We start from the raw sequence: 16,214 nt of genomic DNA, 5'->3' as shown, positions 1-16,214 counted from the left end.
TGATCACCGTCGAAAAATGTAAAGCTGGAACAATAAAATCCTATTTATTGTAAGGTTATTGCGGCGTAATATATTAGAGAATCATTTGGTTTTTTCGTTAACGTATTTGTAACCTTTGCGAGGGCGCTGTTTCATCGCCAGATGAGCAGTAACGTACCAGGGAGCAAATAATTTTGTATTGGGGCATGCGTATGAACCTGAATTATTGGGTTCGTTCTCGGAGTCTTCATGCGATGAGCAAGGAGTCATGATGTTAGATATAGTCGAACTGTCGCGCTTACAGTTTGCCTTGACCGCGATGTACCACTTCCTTTTTGTGCCGCTAACGCTCGGTATGGCGTTCCTGCTGGCCATCATGGAAACGGTCTACGTCCTTTCCGGCAAACAGATTTATAAAGATATGACCAAGTTCTGGGGCAAGTTGTTTGGTATCAACTTCGCTCTGGGTGTCGCAACCGGTTTGACCATGGAGTTCCAGTTCGGGACTAACTGGTCTTACTACTCTCACTATGTGGGCGATATCTTCGGTGCGCCGCTGGCCATTGAAGGTCTGATGGCCTTCTTCCTCGAATCTACCTTTGTAGGTCTGTTCTTCTTCGGTTGGGATCGTCTGGGCAAAGTTCAGCACATGGCGGTGACCTGGCTGGTCGCTCTGGGGTCTAACCTCTCCGCGCTGTGGATCCTGGTGGCCAACGGCTGGATGCAGAACCCGATCGCATCGGATTTCAACTTTGAAACCATGCGTATGGAGATGGTCAGCTTCTCCGAGCTGGTCCTGAACCCGGTTGCTCAGGTTAAATTCGTCCACACCGTGGCTTCCGGCTATGTGACTGGCGCGATGTTCATCCTTGCCATCAGCTCCTGGTACATGCTTAAAGGCCGTGATTTCGCCTTTGCTAAACGCTCCTTCGCGATTGCTGCAAGCTTTGGTATGGCCGCTATCCTCTCCGTTATCGTCCTCGGCGATGAGTCCGGTTACGAAATGGGTGACGTGCAGAAAACCAAACTGGCGGCGATTGAAGCGGAATGGGAAACCCAGCCGGCGCCGGCTGCCTTTACCCTGTTTGGTATTCCCGACCAGGAAGCGCAAACCAACCACTTCTCCATCCAGATCCCATACGCGCTGGGTATCATCGCTACCCGCTCGGTGGATAAGCCGGTTATCGGCCTGAAAGATCTGATGGCGCAGCATGAAGAGCGTATTCGTAACGGGATGAAAGCCTATGCGCTGCTGGAACAGCTGCGCGCCGGTTCGACTGACCAGGCGGTTCGCGATCAGTTCAATAACGTTAAGAAAGACCTCGGTTATGGCCTGCTGCTCAAGCGCTATACCCCGAACGTCGCCGACGCAACGGAAGAGCAGATCGCCAAAGCGACCAAAGACTCTATTCCGAGCGTAGCGCCGCTGTACTTCGCCTTCCGTATCATGGTGGCGTGCGGCGTACTGATGCTGTTGATTATCGGCGCCTCTTTCTGGACCGTGATTCGCAACCGTATTGGCGAGAAAAAATGGCTGCTGCGCGCCGCGTTCTTCGGCCTGCCGCTGCCGTGGATTGCCGTTGAAGCGGGCTGGTTTGTTGCCGAGTATGGCCGTCAGCCGTGGGCGATTGGTGAAGTGCTGCCAACCGCGGTGGCGAACTCGTCGCTGACCGCGGGCGATCTGATCTTCTCGATGTTGCTGATCTGCGGTCTGTATACGCTGTTCCTGGTGGCTGAACTGTTCCTGATGTTCAAGTTTGCCCGCAAAGGACCGAGCAGCCTGAAAACGGGTCGCTATCACTTTGAACAGTCCTCCGCGGCTATTCAGTCGGCACGCTAAGACAGGAGTCGTCAAATGATCGATTATGAAGTATTGCGTTTAATCTGGTGGCTACTGATCGGCGTTCTGCTGATTGGCTTCGCCGTCGCCGACGGTTTCGACATGGGGGTGGGCATGCTCACCCGTTTCCTCGGTCGTAATGACACCGAGCGTCGAATCATGATCAACTCCATCGCCCCGCACTGGGACGGAAACCAGGTGTGGCTCATCACCGCCGGCGGCGCGCTGTTTGCTGCCTGGCCGATGGTGTACGCCGCCGCGTTCTCCGGCTTCTATGTGGCGATGATTCTGGTGCTGGCGTCTTTATTCTTCCGTCCGGTGGGCTTTGACTACCGTTCTAAGATTGAAGATACCCGCTGGCGCAACATGTGGGACTGGGGTATCTTCGTGGGGAGCTTTGTGCCGCCGCTGGTAATCGGCGTGGCTTTCGGCAACCTGCTGCAGGGCGTACCGTTCCATATTGATGAGTATCTGCGTCTGTACTACACCGGCAACTTCTTCCAGCTGCTGAACCCGTTTGGTCTGCTGGCCGGTATCGTCAGCGTGGCGATGATCCTGACGCAGGGCGCCACCTACCTGCAGATGCGTACCGTAGGCGAACTGCACCTGCGCACCCGCACCGTCTCCACGGTGGCGGCGCTGGTGACGCTGGTCTGCTTCGCGCTGGCGGGCGTTTGGGTCTACTACGGCATCGACGGCTACGTGGTGAAATCGGTGCTGGATCATACCGGCCCGTCTAACCCGCTGACCAAAGAAGTGGCGCGTGAAGCCGGCGCGTGGATGGTGAACTTTAACAACATGCCAGCGCTGTGGGCCATTCCTGCCCTGGGCGTGGTGCTGCCGCTGCTGACCGTCGCGTCAACAAAAGCAGATAAAGGCGCCATGGCGTTCCTGTTCTCCTCGCTGACGCTGGCCTGCATCATCCTGACCGCGGGTATCGCGATGTTCCCGTTCATCATGCCGTCCAGCACGATGCTGAATGCGAGCCTGACGATGTGGGATGCCACCTCCAGCCAGCTGACGCTGAATGTGATGACCTACGTGGCTATCGTGTTTGTGCCGATTATCCTCGGCTACACCACCTGGTGTTACTGGAAGATGTTTGGCCGCATTACCCGCGAAGACATCGAAAAGAACACCCACTCGCTGTACTAAGGTAAGGAGCTATATATGTGGTACTTCGCATGGATTTTGGGAACGCTGCTTGCCTGTGCCTTTGGGGTGATTACCGCGCTGGCGCTTGAGCACGTGGAAGCTACCAAAGCAGGTAAAGAAGAGCATTGATGAAAATTATCGCGACCCTTTACGCGATAATGGACAAGCGCCCGTTAAGGGCGCTTTCCTTATTAATGGCGCTGCTGCTGGCAGGCTGCATCTTCTGGGATCCGTCGCGCTTTGCGGCGAAGACCAGCGAGCTTGAAATCTGGCATGGTTTCTTGCTGATGTGGGCGGTGTGCGCCGGCGTCATTCACGGTGTGGGCTTTCGTCCGAAGGCCGTGCACTGGCAGGGGATTTTTTGTCCGCTTATCGCTGATATCGTTCTCTTCGCAGGCCTGATCTTTTTCTTCTTTTGAAAGATAAGAGTATAAGAGAAGTCTGTTAACCGCATGGGCTTGCATAAGCCCATAAAAATTTACTCGCCGTTTACTTTCTCCCATTCCAAACCACGATTCCCGCGCGTATAGTAGCGAAGTTTGAAAGCACTACTCTTTTTTTGCATTACCGGGATGTAAAGTGAATACAACGCTGTTTCGATGGCCGGTCCGGGTCTACTACGAAGATACCGATGCCGGTGGTGTGGTTTACCACGCCAGTTACGTCGCTTTTTATGAAAGAGCACGCACAGAGATGCTGCGCCACCATCACTTCAGTCAGCAGGTTCTGTTGGCTGAACGAGTTGCCTTTGTCGTTCGCAAAATGACGCTGGAGTATTTTGCGCCCGCCAGACTCGACGACATGCTCGAAATCCAGACGGAAATTACCTCGATGCGAGGCACCTCTTTGGTTTTCACGCAGCGAATCGTCAACGCCGAGAATACAGTTTTGAACGAAGCTGAAGTTCTCATTGTGTGCGTTGATCCACTCTTAATGAAGCCTCGTGCGCTTCCCAAGTCTATTGTCGCGGAGTTTAAGCAGTGACTGACATGAATATCCTTGATTTGTTCCTGAAGGCGAGCCTTCTGGTTAAACTTATCATGTTGATTTTGATTGGTTTTTCTATCGCTTCCTGGGCTATTATTATTCAGAGAACGCGTATCCTCAATTCCGCCAGCCGCGAAGCCGAAGCGTTTGAAGATAAGTTCTGGTCCGGCATTGAACTGTCTCGCCTGTACCAGGAGAGCCAGGGCCGTCGCGATAGCCTCGCCGGTTCCGAGCAGATTTTTTACAGCGGCTTTAAAGAGTTCGCGCGTCTGCATCGCGCCAACAGCCATGCGCCGGAAGCGATTGTCGAAGGGGCGTCGCGCGCGATGCGTATCTCGATGAACCGCGAACTGGAAACGCTGGAAACGCATATTCCGTTCCTTGGCACCGTGGGTTCCATCAGTCCGTATATTGGCCTGTTCGGTACCGTCTGGGGGATCATGCACGCCTTTATCGCCCTCGGCGCGGTGAAGCAGGCGACGCTGCAGATGGTTGCGCCGGGGATCGCGGAAGCGCTGATCGCCACGGCAATCGGTCTTTTCGCCGCCATCCCGGCGGTTATGGCCTACAACCGTTTGAACCAGCGCGTGAACAAACTTGAACTGAACTACGACAACTTTATGGAAGAGTTCACCGCCATTCTGCACCGTCAGGCGTTTACCAGCAGCGAAAGCAATAAGGGGTAAGCCATGGCCAGAGCACGTGGACGCGGACGTCGCGAACTGAAGTCCGAGATTAACATCGTTCCGCTGCTGGATGTCCTGTTGGTGCTGTTGCTGATCTTCATGGCGACAGCGCCGATCATTACGCAGAGCGTGGAAGTCGATCTGCCGGACGCCACGGAGTCGCAAGCGGTGAAAAGCAACGATGAACCACCGGTTATCGTTGAAGTCTCCGGAGTAGGGCAGTACAGCGTGAAAGTCGGTCAGGAAACGTTGTCCCAACTGCCGCCGGAGCAGGTCATTGCTGAAGCGAAGCGCCGACTCGAAGCGAATGAGAAGACGGTGTTCCTTATCGGCGGCGCGAAAGATGTGCCTTACGATGAAATTATTAAAGCGCTTAACCTGTTGCATAGCGCAGGGGTTAAATCGGTTGGCTTAATGACCAAGCCTATTTAATCGGCCCGCGAAGCGAGCGGCGGTGGATATCGATAGCATTCCGCCGCTGCTTTTAAGCGGCAACAGGCGAACAGTTTTTGGGAACCGATAGTGTCAAAGGCAACCGAACAAAACGATAAGCTTAAACGAGCGATCATAGTTTCAGTGGTGCTGCACATCATTCTGATTGCGCTACTGATCTGGAGTTCGTTCGATGAGCATCTGGATACTTCCGGCGGCGGCGGAGGTTCGTCCATTGATGCGGTGATGGTCGATCCTGGCGCGGTAGTCAACAACTACAACCGCCAGCAGCAACAGCAGTCCAGCGCGCGTCGCGCGGCCGAACAGCGTGAAAAGCAGGCTCAGCAGCAGGCCGAGGAACTGCGGGAAAAACAGGCTGCCGAGCAGGAACGCCTGAAGCAAATGGAACAAGAACGTCTGCAGGCGCAGGAAGCGGCGAAAGAAGCGAAAGAACAGCAGAAACAGGCTGAAGAGGCCGCAGCCAAGGCTGCCGCCGCGGCAAAAGCGAAAGCGGATGCCCAGGCTAAAGAGGCGCAGGAAGCTGCCGCCAAAGCCGCCGCCGATGCCAAAGCGAAGGCCGATGCCCAGGCGAAAGTCGCGGAAGCGGCTGCCGCTAAGGCGGCTGCCAAAGCGGCAGCCGACGCCAAGAAGCAGGCGGAAGCCGAAGCGGCGAAAGCCGCCGCGGATGCGCAGAAGAAAGCCGAAGCGGAAGCGGCGAAAAAAGCTCAGCAGGAAGCAGAGAAGAAGGCGCAGCAGCAGGCCGAGAAGAAAGCTCAGCAGGAAGCGGCGAAACAGGCTGCGGCAGAAAAGGCCGCCGCTGAAAAAGCCGCTGCCCAGAAAGCTGCCGCGGAAAAAGCAGCCGCCGAGAAGGCCGCTGCTGAAAAAGCCGCAGCTGCCGAAAAAGCCGCTGCCGCCAAAGCAGCCGCCGCAGAAAAAGCGGCGGCTGATAAAGCGGCTAAAGCCGCAGCCGCGAAGGCCGCCGCGGCCAAGAAAGCCGCTGCAGCTAAAGAAGCAAGCGGTGTTGACGATCTGCTCGGTGACCTGAGCTCAGGTAAGAATGCGCCGAAAACCGGCGGTGGAGCTAAAGGCAATGGCCAGCCATCGAAAGATAGCGGCGCCTCTGGCGCCAACGGTGGGGCTACGGGCGCTGATATCAGCGCATACGCAAAGCAAATACAAATGGCTATTCAAAGCCGCCTGTATGATGCAAGCCTCTATCAAGGCAAGCGTTGCGTGTTGCATATCAATCTTAGGCCTGACGGTACATTGAAGGATATCACCTCTGAAGGAGGCGACCCTGCGCTGTGTCAGGCGGCATTAACGGCAGCACGTACTGCGAGTATTCCTAAACCGCCAAGTCAGGCTGTTTATGAGAAAATAAAAAATGCCACACTAGACTTTAAACTGTAATCGTTTTTCCCCGTGCAAGCGGGGAAAAACAATCTATGGTAGTCACAGGGTTTTGGTAGTTTTGTGTATTTGGGTTTGTTAACATTCTGCTAAATTATCGTGGGCTTTCCGCCCGGATAAGGGAGATATGATGAAGCAGGCATTACGAGTAGCATTTGGTTTTTTGATGCTGTGGGCGGCGGTGCTGCACGCAGAAGTACGCATCGAGATCACCCAAGGGGTGGACTCGGCGCGCCCCATCGGTGTGGTGCCATTCCAGTGGGCTGGCCCGGGCGCTGCGCCTGAAGATATTGGCGGCGTGGTAGCGGCTGACCTGCGCAATAGCGGCAAGTTTAATCCGCTGGATCGCTCGCGCCTGCCTCAGCAGCCGGGTAGCGCTCAGGAAGTGCAGCCTGCGGCATGGTCCGCGCTGGGCGTTGACGCCGTGGTCGTAGGCCAGGTGACGCCAAACCCTGACGGTTCTTACCAGGTTGCCTATCAGCTGGTGGATACCGGCGGTGCGCCGGGTACCATCCTGTCGCAAGGCTCTTTCAAAGTGACCAAGCAGTACCTGCGTTATGCCGGACATACTGCCAGCGACGCGGTATTCGAAAAGCTGACCGGGATTAAAGGCGCTTTCCGTACCCGTATCGCTTACGTGGTTCGCACCAACGGCGGCCAGTTCCCGTATGAGCTGCGCGTCTCTGACTACGATGGCTACAACCAGTTCCTGGTTCACCGTTCATCGCAGCCGCTGATGTCGCCGGCATGGTCTCCGGACGGTTCTAAACTGGCCTATGTGACCTTCGAAAGCGGCCGTTCCGCGCTGGTAGTCCAGACGCTGGCGAATGGCGCAGTCCGTCAGATTGCCTCCTTCCCGCAGCACAACGGCGCGCCGGCCTTCTCGCCGGATGGCAGCAAACTGGCATTCGCACTGTCGAAAACCGGTAGCCTGAACCTGTACGTGATGGACCTCGGATCCGGCCAGATTCGTCAGGTGACTAACGGTCGCAGCAATAACACCGAACCGAGCTGGTTCCCGGATAGCCAGAACCTGGCGTTTACTTCCGACCAGGCTGGCCGTCCTCAGGTGTATAAAGTCAACATCAACGGCGGTACGCCGCAGCGTATTACCTGGGAAGGTTCGCAGAACCAGGATGCTGACGTCAGCGCTGATGGTAAAATTATGGTAATGGTAAGCTCGGCCAACGGTCAGCAACACATTGCTAAGCAAGATCTGGAAGCGGGTGGTGTACAGGTTCTGTCATCAACGTTTTTAGATGAAACGCCAAGTCTGGCACCTAACGGCACTATGGTAATCTACAGCTCTTCTCAGGGGATGGGATCCGTGCTGAATCTGGTTTCTACAGATGGGCGTTTCAAAGCGCGTCTTCCGGCAACTGATGGACAGGTAAAATTCCCTGCCTGGTCGCCGTATCTGTGATAATAAATAATTGATTATTAAAGGAATCAAAGAAATGCAACTGAACAAAGTGCTGAAAGGGCTGATGATCGCTCTGCCGGTTATGGCAATCGCGGCGTGTTCTTCCAACAAGAACGCCAGCAACGACCAGAGCGGTGAAGGCATGCTGGGTGCCGGCACTGGTATGGACGCTAACGGTAACGGCGGCAACATGTCTTCCGAAGAGCAAGCGCGTCTGCAGATGCAGCAGCTGCAGCAGAACAACATCGTTTACTTCGATCTGGACAAGTACGATATCCGTTCTGACTTCGCTGCAATGCTGGATGCGCACGCTAACTTCCTGCGTAGCAACCCGTCCTACAAAGTGACCGTAGAAGGTCACGCGGATGAGCGCGGTACTCCGGAATACAACATCGCTCTGGGTGAGCGTCGTGCTAACGCCGTTAAGATGTATCTGCAGGGCAAAGGTGTTTCTGCTGACCAGATTTCCATCGTTTCTTACGGTAAAGAAAAACCTGCAGTACTGGGTCATGACGAAGCGGCATATGCCAAAAACCGTCGCGCCGTACTGGTTTACTAAGAGAATTGCATGAGCAGTAACTTCAGACATCATTTATTGAGTCTGTCGTTACTGGTTGGCATAGCGGCCCCCTGGGCCGCTTTTGCTCAGGCGCCAATCAGTAGTGTCGGCTCAGGCTCGGTCGAAGACCGCGTCACTCAACTTGAGCGTATTTCCAATGCTCACAGCCAGCTTTTAACCCAACTCCAGCAACAGCTCTCCGATAACCAAAGCGATATTGATTCCCTGCGCGGTCAGATTCAGGAAAATCAGTATCAGCTCAATCAGATTGTCGAACGCCAGAAGCAGATTCTGCAACAGATCGACGGACTGACGAGCGGTGGCGGAGCAGCGGCAGCAGGCGCGCAGGCGCAGGCTCAGTCATCTTCCGGCGATCAGAGTTCGGCTACCGCCAGTACAGCGCCAGCGGCCTCTGGGGCGCCAGCGATGACCGGGGATGCCAACACCGATTACAACGCGGCTATTGCGCTGGTAAAAGATTCGTCCCGCCAGGATGACGCGATGGTCGCGTTTCAGAACTTCGTCAAGAAGTACCCGGATTCAACTTATCAACCGAACGCCAACTACTGGCTCGGACAGTTGAACTACAATAAGGGGAAAAAAGACGATGCGGCATACTATTTTGCCTCGGTGGTGAAAAACTATCCGAAATCCCCGAAAGCGCCGGATGCGATGTTTAAAGTCGGCGTCATCATGCAGGACAAAGGCGACACCGCGAAAGCGAAAGCGGTTTACCAGCAGGTGGTCAGCAAATTCCCTGGCACCGATGGTGCGAAACAAGCGCAAAAACGTCTTAACGCCCTGGGTTGATTATGGCATGACCAGAAATCGCGTTATTTCTGGTCTTGTCGCGCGAATCCCAAGCAGTTAAGTGATCTTTATCGAAATTTTAGTTGCGCTGAAATCTGAAATCAGTAATATATGCCGCCGTTGCCAAGGGATATCGAACAAGCCCAAAGCGACGCCAGAGTGGGTCGTTAGCTCAGTTGGTAGAGCAGTTGACTTTTAATCAATTGGTCGCAGGTTCGAATCCTGCACGACCCACCACTTAGTAGAAGTATCCAGCGCAGTATCGGGTGATTAGCTCAGCTGGGAGAGCACCTCCCTTACAAGGAGGGGGTCGGCGGTTCGATCCCGTCATCACCCACCACCGGGTCGTTAGCTCAGTTGGTAGAGCAGTTGACTTTTAATCAATTGGTCGCAGGTTCGAATCCTGCACGACCCACCATCTTTAGCATCGAACTTCGATGTTAAACGTGAAGGATAACGTTGCTTCAGCAACGGCCCGTAGGGCGAGCGAAGCGAGTCATCCTGCACGACCCACCATCTTAATGATGGGGTCGGTGGAAGCAGTATCGGTAGTATCCAGCGCAGTTTCGGGTGATTAGCTCAGCTGGGAGAGCACCTCCCTTACAAGGAGGGGGTCGGCGGTTCGATCCCGTCATCACCCACCACTCGGGTCGTTAGCTCAGTTGGTAGAGCAGTTGACTTTTAATCAATTGGTCGCAGGTTCGAATCCTGCACGACCCACCATCTAAAATGATGGTGCCGAGTACAAAATCTTTCAGGTAACACCCTTAGGGTCGTTAGCTCAGTTGGTAGAGCAGTTGACTTTTAATCAATTGGTCGCAGGTTCGAATCCTGCACGACCCACCAATCTTTAACGGTGGTTTCTGGTAGAACGTGAAGGATAACGTTGCGATAGCAACGGCCCGTAGGGCGAGGCAAAGCCGAGTCATCCTGCACGACCCACCATCCTGAATGATTACAGCAGTAAAATCCCGCAAGGGGTCGTTAGCTCAGTTGGTAGAGCAGTTGACTTTTAATCAATTGGTCGCAGGTTCGAATCCTGCACGACCCACCATTCAACATTGAACTTTGATGTTGAACGTGAAGGATAACGTTGCGTCAGCAACGGCCCGTAGGGCGAGGCGAAGCCGAGTCATCCTGCACGACCCACCAATGTAAAAAGGCGCCCTAAAGGCGCCTTTTTGCTATGCGTCATTCTCCACAATCAACTCCATGTTCGCACCACGCTTACCGTGGCTAAATAAGGCACGAACCGGTAGCCCGGGAAGATGCGCAGCATCGTCCCCGGGGAATACAAAATTCATCACGACATTTCGCTTGCGATCGGCTATCTTGTTTAGCATATAAAACATAGTAACCGTATTATGGCGATACATAGCGATATTTACGGTTTCAAAGTTAAGCCAGTAAAACGAGATTGCATGATGAGCGTAATGTTTGATCCTGAAACGGCGATTTATCCTTTCCCGCCAAAACCACAACCGTTGAACCGTGACGAAAAAGCGTTTTACCGCGAGAAAATTAAACGCCTGCTGCGTGAGCGCGACGCCGTGATGGTGGCGCATTACTACACCGATCCCGAAATTCAGCAACTGGCCGAAGAGACCGGCGGCTGTATTGCCGACTCGCTGGAAATGGCGCGTTTTGGCGCGCGTCACCCGGCCTCCACGCTGCTGGTTGCCGGAGTGCGTTTTATGGGCGAAACGGCCAAAATTCTTAGTCCGGAAAAGACCATCCTTATGCCGACGCTGAATGCGGAGTGCTCGCTGGATCTCGGCTGTCCCATTGATGACTTTAATGCGTTTTGCGATGCTCACCCGGATCGCACCGTGGTGGTCTATGCCAATACGTCGGCGGCGGTAAAAGCGCGCGCCGACTGGGTGGTGACCTCCAGCATCGCGGTGGAATTGATTGAACATCTCGATAGCCTCGGACAAAAGATACTTTGGGCGCCGGACCGCCATCTTGGTCGCTATGTACAGCGCCAGACCGGGGCCGACGTGTTGTGCTGGCAGGGCGCCTGCATCGTCCATGATGAATTCAAAACCCAGGCGCTGGCGCGCATGAAGGGGCTCTACCCCGATGCGGCGATCCTGGTGCATCCGGAATCACCGCAGGCGATTGTCGACATGGCGGATGCGGTAGGATCAACCAGCCAATTAATTGCCGCGGCGAAAAGCCTGCCGCAGCGCCAGCTTATCGTGGCTACCGATCGCGGGATCTTCTATAAAATGCAGCAGGCGGTACCGGAAAAAGAGCTGCTGGAAGCGCCTACGGCAGGTGAGGGCGCAACCTGTCGCAGCTGCGCCCATTGTCCATGGATGGCGATGAACGGCCTGAAAGCGATAGCGCAAGGGTTAGAGCAGGGCGGCATTGAACACGAAATTCACGTCGACGCCAAACTGCGTGCCGGGGCATTAATTCCGCTTAACCGTATGCTGGAATTTGCGGCTACACTACGGGGATAACTCATTACCGCGTCGCGTTACGCTTAGGGGATAAAATGGATTTTTTCAGTACGCAGAATATTTTAGTGCATATACCGATCGGCGCCGGCGGCTACGATCTGTCGTGGATTGAGGCGGTGGGGACCATCGCCGGCCTGCTGTGCATCTGGCTGGCGAGCCTGGAAAAAATCAGCAACTATGCCTTCGGCCTGGTGAACGTAACGCTTTTTGCGATCATCTTCTTCCAGATCCAGCTGTACGCCAGCCTGCTGCTGCAGCTGTTTTTCTTCGCGGCGAACGTTTACGGCTGGTACGCGTGGTCAAGGCAGACCAGCGATAACGAAGCGGAACTGAAAATTCGCTGGCTGCCGCTGCCAAAAGCGCTGGCCTGGCTGGCAGGCTGCGTAGTGGCTATCGGCCTGATGACGGTGTTTATTAACCCGGTATTTGCCTTCCTGACCCGCATCGCCGTCAACCTGATGCAAATGCTCGGGCTACAGGTGGCGATGCCGACGCTGGAACCCGATGCTTTCCCATTCTGGGATTCCTGCATGATGGTGCTGTCGATTGCCGCGATGGTATTGATGACGCGTAAATACGTGGAGAACTGGCTGCTGTGGGTGATCATCAACGTCATCAGCGTGGTGATTTTCGCTCTGCAGGGCGTGTACGCGATGTCGCTGGAGTATTTGCTGCTCACGTTCATTGCCCTGAACGGCAGCCGGATGTGGATTAACAGCGCGCGTGAGCGAGGTTCTCACGCGCTTTCACGTTAATGGTGATGATGATGCTCATGTCCGGAATGCGCCAGATTCAGGTGGCATTCCGGGCCGCTGCAGGGGCGATACTCCATCTGTACCGTCACATGCTCAATTTCATATTTATGCTCAATAAAATGCTGGATGCTATCAAGTAGCGCATCATGATCGTGTGGCGGCACGACCTGTACATGTAGCGTCATCACCGGTTTTTCCCCTACCAGCCAGACGTGAACGTGATGAACGTCGCGGACTTCAGGTATCGAGCGGCGTAGATCGCGGCCTAATGCTTCGACATCCAGCGAGCGCGGCGCCCCTTCCAGCAGCTCATTCATACTCTCCTGCAGCAGCCGCCAGGCGCTACGCAGCACTAAACACGACACCAGCACCGAGAGGATCGGGTCAATCGGCGTCCAGCCGGTCATCAGAATCACGATAGCGGCCACGATGGCGCCGACGGAACCCAACAAATCGCCCAGTACATGTAGCGCCGCCGCGCGAACGTTAAGATTACTTTCGGCGCTGCCGCGATGCAGGATCCAGAAGGCGAGAATATTGGCCAACAGTCCGGCGACGGCGATAACCATCATGGTTTTTCCCGCGACCGGCTGCGGATGGTTAAAACGCTGTACCGCTTCCCAGAAGATGAAAATGGTAATGACTACCAGGGCGATGGCGTTGACGAAGGCGGCGAGAGTGGTTAAACGCAGCCAGCCAAAGGTGTGGCGGCTATTTGGCGGCCGGCTGGAGAAGCGTACCGCCAGCAGAGCGAACAGGAGGGCGGCGGAGTCGGTGAGCATATGTCCGGCATCGGCCAGCAGGGCCAGCGAACCGGAAATGACGCCGCCGATGGCCTCAATAATCATAAAACCGGCGGTTACGATAAAAGCCCAAAGCAGCCGGTTGGCGTTACTGTTTTCGCCAGCAGGGGTCGGTGAATGTGCATGCGCCATGATGTCATCCTTTAATAGTTATCATTATTACACTATGACATCTTACCGAAATTCAGCGAACAAAGGGATCGAGGTGAACGTTGGTCACCTCGATCCCTTTTCTTACCCGTTTCAATTACTGCGTAGTGCCATCCGTTTTGCTGGCATCGTGGTTCATACCATTGCCGCTTTCCATTTTTTTATCCGTATCCGGACAGCGTCCATCTTTGCACATGCTGTTTTTATGGACCTCGTCGCTCGACATTCCGTCATGATTCATCGTCGAACCATCAGGGTGAAGCATGGTGCCACCGGAGTTAATTTTGTCGTTATCGACATTATTAGGCGCCACGTTTTCACGGGCATCGGGCGCAACCTGTCCGGCATCAGCGGCGGAATTGGCCTGGCCGTTGTTCGATTGCGCGCCGCTATCGGCGGCCAGTGCGGCGCCGCTGGCTAAGCTTAAGGTGGCGGTGATAAGTAGGGCTGTGAGTTTATTCATATTCATCGGATACTCCTGCTTAGTCGATTTGTTGGCTAAACGCGGCCAACAGAGATGTGCCAGGGATCTGCGGTGCTATGGTTTAACACTCCGCCTTAGCGTGAGGATTTAAAATATAATACTGAAAATAAACATTTAATTGGATGTTGCAGTTAAAAATTGTAGTTGGCTGGCGGGATTTCGCTACTTTATGGCGTATTTTTCCCTAATTCCAGGATTATTCCATCGTCAGTGTAAAATCACGTTTACACTTTTTGACCGAAGAGATAGATTGGAAGGATTGCATTTCATTGTATAAGTATGGCAACGCCTGGAAAGAAGATGAATTATCAGAACGACGATTTACGCATTAAAGAGATCAACGAATTATTACCTCCCGTTGCGCTCCTGGAAAAATTCCCCGCTACCGAAAATGCTGCCAATACCGTTGCACATGCTCGCAAAGCGATCCACAACATCCTCAAAGGCAACGACGATCGTCTGCTGGTGGTAATTGGTCCGTGCTCTATTCACGACCCTGCCGCGGCGAAAGAGTACGCCAGCCGCCTGCTGACGCTGCGTGAAGCGCTCAAAGGCGAGTTGGAAATCGTTATGCGCGTCTATTTTGAAAAACCGCGCACCACCGTCGGTTGGAAGGGGCTAATTAACGATCCGCATATGGATAACAGCTTCCGCATCAACGACGGGCTGCGTATCGCGCGTAAGCTGCTGCTGGAAATCAACGACATCGGTTTGCCTGCGGCGGGCGAGTTCCTTGATATGATCACCCCGCAATATGTGGCGGACCTGATGAGCTGGGGCGCAATCGGCGCGCGTACCACTGAATCCCAGGTGCACCGTGAACTCTCTTCCGGCCTCTCGTGCCCGGTTGGCTTCAAAAATGGCACCGATGGCACTATCAAGGTCGCTATCGATGCGATCAACGCAGCTGGCGCGCCGCACTGTTTCTTATCGGTAACGAAGTGGGGCCATTCCGCTATTGTGAACACCAGCGGCAACAGCGATTGCCATATCATTCTGCGCGGCGGTAAAGAGCCGAACTATAGCGCTCAGCACGTTGCCGAAGTGAAAGTGGGTCTGGCAAAAGCCGGTCTGCCGGCGCAAATCATGATCGACTTCAGCCACGCTAACTCCAGCAAGCAGTTTAAAAAGCAGATGGAAGTCGGCGCCGACGTGTGCCAGCAGATTGCCGGTGGTGAAAACGCGATTATGGGGGTGATGATTGAAAGCCACCTAGTGGAAGGCAATCAGAGCCTGGAAAGCGGCGAACCGCTGACCTACGGCAAGAGCGTGACCGACGCCTGCATCGGCTGGGAAGATACCGAGACCATCCTGCGCCAGCTGGCGGATGCGGTTAAAGCGCGCCGCGGCTAGCCTGTGCTTTGCCATCGCTGGTTGCCTTCGCGTTGCGCCAGCGATAGCTAAAAATAAAAAAGCGTGGAAAATTCCACGCTTTTTTGTTGCCGAAATAATTCAGTTGCGTATTACTTCGCTTTACCCTGGTTGGCGACGGCCGCGGCCTTCGCAGCGATTTCGTCAGCATTGCCCAGGTAGTAGTGTTTGATCGGCTTGAAGTTTTCATCGAACTCATACACCAGCGGTACGCCGGTCGGGATGTTCAGTTCGAGGATTTCGTCTTCGCCCATGTTGTCGAGGTATTTCACCAGCGCACGCAGGGAGTTACCGTGAGCGGCGATAATGACGCGCTCGCCGCTTTTCAGGCGCGGCAGAATGGTTTCGTTCCAGTAAGGTACGACGCGGTCGATGGTCAGCGCCAGGCTCTCGGTGGTCGGCAGTTCCGCATCGGTCAGCTTCGCGTAACGCGGATCGTGGCCCGGATAACGTTCGTCATCTTTGGTCAGTTCCGGCGGGGTGACGGCAAAGCCGCGACGCCACTGTTTAACCTGCTCGTCGCCATACTTCTCAGCGGTCTCCGCTTTGTTCAGGCCCTGCAGCGCGCCGTAATGACGTTCGTTTAGTTTCCAGGATTTCTCAACCGGCAGCCAGGCCTGATCCAGTTCGTCCAGCACGTTCCACAGGGTGTGGATGGCACGTTTCAGCACGGAGGTATAAGCAAAATCAAAGCTGAAGCCTTCTTCCTTCAGCAGTTTACCCGCCGCTTTCGCTTCGCTAACGCCTTTTTCAGACAGGTCAACGTCGTACCAACCGGTGAAACGGTTTTCGTTGTTCCATTGGCTCTCGCCGTGACGGACTAGTACCAGCTTAGTTACAGCCATTCTCTTACTCCTCCTACACGCAACCCGACTACTGTGGTGTATGTGTTTATTGATTGA

Annotated in this window: 17 protein-coding genes and 7 tRNA genes; 21 read left to right on the top strand and 3 right to left on the bottom strand. The window is 54.5% G+C overall.

The window, feature by feature from the left end; all coding sequences use genetic code 11:
• Positions 1-250: 250 nt before the first annotated feature.
• The 20 genes from cydA to pnuC all read left to right on the top strand — a co-directional run bounded on the left by cydA (position 251) and on the right by pnuC (position 12,504).
• Entirely contained in the window at positions 251-1,819 is a 1,569-nt protein-coding gene (cydA, locus tag ABLV66_RS17875; protein ID WP_047049214.1) for a cytochrome ubiquinol oxidase subunit I, read from the top strand.
• A 15-nt stretch (positions 1,820-1,834) separates the two neighbouring features.
• Complete coding sequence (gene cydB / locus ABLV66_RS17870; RefSeq protein ID WP_047049210.1) at positions 1,835-2,974, top strand: cytochrome d ubiquinol oxidase subunit II; 1,140 nt, start codon at positions 1,835-1,837, stop codon at positions 2,972-2,974.
• 15 nt (positions 2,975-2,989) lie between these two features.
• Positions 2,990-3,103, top strand: coding sequence for a cytochrome bd-I oxidase subunit CydX (cydX, locus tag ABLV66_RS17865; RefSeq protein WP_004100325.1), 114 nt, complete (start codon positions 2,990-2,992; stop codon positions 3,101-3,103).
• Entirely contained in the window at positions 3,103-3,393 is a 291-nt protein-coding gene (gene ybgE / locus ABLV66_RS17860; protein ID WP_045393047.1) for a cyd operon protein YbgE, read from the top strand. The genes cydX and ybgE overlap by 1 nt, the downstream gene beginning before the upstream one ends.
• Positions 3,394-3,553: 160 nt before the next feature.
• A complete protein-coding gene (ybgC, locus tag ABLV66_RS17855) occupies positions 3,554-3,958 on the top strand; it encodes a tol-pal system-associated acyl-CoA thioesterase (protein ID WP_004859689.1) in 405 nt (134 codons plus the stop codon).
• Entirely contained in the window at positions 3,955-4,647 is a 693-nt protein-coding gene (gene tolQ, locus ABLV66_RS17850) for a Tol-Pal system protein TolQ (protein ID WP_015704769.1), read from the top strand. The genes ybgC and tolQ overlap by 4 nt, the downstream gene beginning before the upstream one ends.
• Positions 4,648-4,650: 3 nt before the next feature.
• A complete protein-coding gene (gene tolR, locus ABLV66_RS17845) occupies positions 4,651-5,079 on the top strand; it encodes a colicin uptake protein TolR (protein WP_015367661.1) in 429 nt (142 codons plus the stop codon).
• A 90-nt stretch (positions 5,080-5,169) separates the two neighbouring features.
• A complete protein-coding gene (gene tolA / locus ABLV66_RS17840; protein WP_348876995.1) occupies positions 5,170-6,489 on the top strand; it encodes a cell envelope integrity protein TolA in 1,320 nt (439 codons plus the stop codon).
• A gap of 130 nt (positions 6,490-6,619) precedes the next feature.
• Positions 6,620-7,912 (top strand): Tol-Pal system beta propeller repeat protein TolB, encoded by a 1,293-nt coding sequence (tolB, locus tag ABLV66_RS17835; RefSeq protein ID WP_015367659.1) that lies wholly within the window; start codon positions 6,620-6,622, stop codon positions 7,910-7,912.
• A gap of 34 nt (positions 7,913-7,946) precedes the next feature.
• Entirely contained in the window at positions 7,947-8,471 is a 525-nt protein-coding gene (gene pal, locus ABLV66_RS17830; protein ID WP_002895068.1) for a peptidoglycan-associated lipoprotein Pal, read from the top strand.
• A gap of 9 nt (positions 8,472-8,480) precedes the next feature.
• Complete coding sequence (cpoB, locus tag ABLV66_RS17825) at positions 8,481-9,281, top strand: cell division protein CpoB (RefSeq protein WP_047049205.1); 801 nt, start codon at positions 8,481-8,483, stop codon at positions 9,279-9,281.
• Positions 9,282-9,442: 161 nt separating this feature from the next.
• Positions 9,443-9,518 (top strand) — tRNA-Lys (locus ABLV66_RS17820).
• Between the two features lie 27 nt (positions 9,519-9,545).
• A tRNA-Val gene (locus tag ABLV66_RS17815) sits at positions 9,546-9,621 on the top strand.
• Positions 9,622-9,623: 2 nt separating this feature from the next.
• Positions 9,624-9,699 (top strand) — tRNA-Lys (locus tag ABLV66_RS17810).
• Positions 9,700-9,849: 150 nt separating this feature from the next.
• Positions 9,850-9,925: transfer RNA gene (locus tag ABLV66_RS17805), tRNA-Val, on the top strand.
• Between the two features lie 3 nt (positions 9,926-9,928).
• A tRNA-Lys gene (locus tag ABLV66_RS17800) sits at positions 9,929-10,004 on the top strand.
• Positions 10,005-10,051: 47 nt separating this feature from the next.
• Positions 10,052-10,127: transfer RNA gene (locus tag ABLV66_RS17795), tRNA-Lys, on the top strand.
• Between the two features lie 132 nt (positions 10,128-10,259).
• Positions 10,260-10,335 (top strand) — tRNA-Lys (locus ABLV66_RS17790).
• A gap of 370 nt (positions 10,336-10,705) precedes the next feature.
• A complete protein-coding gene (gene nadA, locus ABLV66_RS17785) occupies positions 10,706-11,749 on the top strand; it encodes a quinolinate synthase NadA (protein WP_047049507.1) in 1,044 nt (347 codons plus the stop codon).
• A 35-nt stretch (positions 11,750-11,784) separates the two neighbouring features.
• Positions 11,785-12,504 carry a nicotinamide riboside transporter PnuC gene (gene pnuC, locus ABLV66_RS17780; protein ID WP_015367656.1) on the top strand — a complete coding sequence of 240 codons (720 nt, stop codon included), beginning with the start codon at positions 11,785-11,787 and terminating at the stop codon, positions 12,502-12,504.
• On the opposite strand, the gene zitB is transcribed toward pnuC, so the two are convergent.
• Positions 12,501-13,439, bottom strand: coding sequence for a CDF family zinc transporter ZitB (gene zitB, locus ABLV66_RS17775; protein WP_047078419.1), 939 nt, complete (start codon positions 13,437-13,439; stop codon positions 12,501-12,503). The genes pnuC and zitB overlap by 4 nt on opposite strands.
• 115 nt (positions 13,440-13,554) lie before the next feature.
• Entirely contained in the window at positions 13,555-13,926 is a 372-nt protein-coding gene (locus ABLV66_RS17770) for a YbgS-like family protein (RefSeq protein WP_047049202.1), read from the bottom strand.
• Positions 13,927-14,241: 315 nt separating this feature from the next.
• Between ABLV66_RS17770 and aroG the strand changes: the two genes are divergently transcribed.
• Positions 14,242-15,294 carry a 3-deoxy-7-phosphoheptulonate synthase AroG gene (aroG, locus tag ABLV66_RS17765; RefSeq protein WP_289577183.1) on the top strand — a complete coding sequence of 351 codons (1,053 nt, stop codon included), beginning with the start codon at positions 14,242-14,244 and terminating at the stop codon, positions 15,292-15,294.
• A 110-nt stretch (positions 15,295-15,404) separates the two neighbouring features.
• Here aroG and gpmA read toward each other — a convergent pair whose 3' ends face one another.
• Positions 15,405-16,157: a 2,3-diphosphoglycerate-dependent phosphoglycerate mutase gene (gpmA, locus tag ABLV66_RS17760; RefSeq protein WP_015367652.1), complete on the bottom strand. Its 753-nt coding sequence runs from the start codon at positions 16,155-16,157 to the stop codon at positions 15,405-15,407.
• Positions 16,158-16,214: the final 57 nt, after the last annotated feature.

Origin of the sequence: Klebsiella sp. CN_Kp073 (assembly GCF_040065495.2) — a bacterium.
Lineage (GTDB): Bacteria > Pseudomonadota > Gammaproteobacteria > Enterobacterales > Enterobacteriaceae > Klebsiella > Klebsiella aerogenes.
The sequence above is the reverse complement of the archived record's forward strand: the minus strand, read 5'-3'. Positions and strand labels throughout refer to the sequence as shown.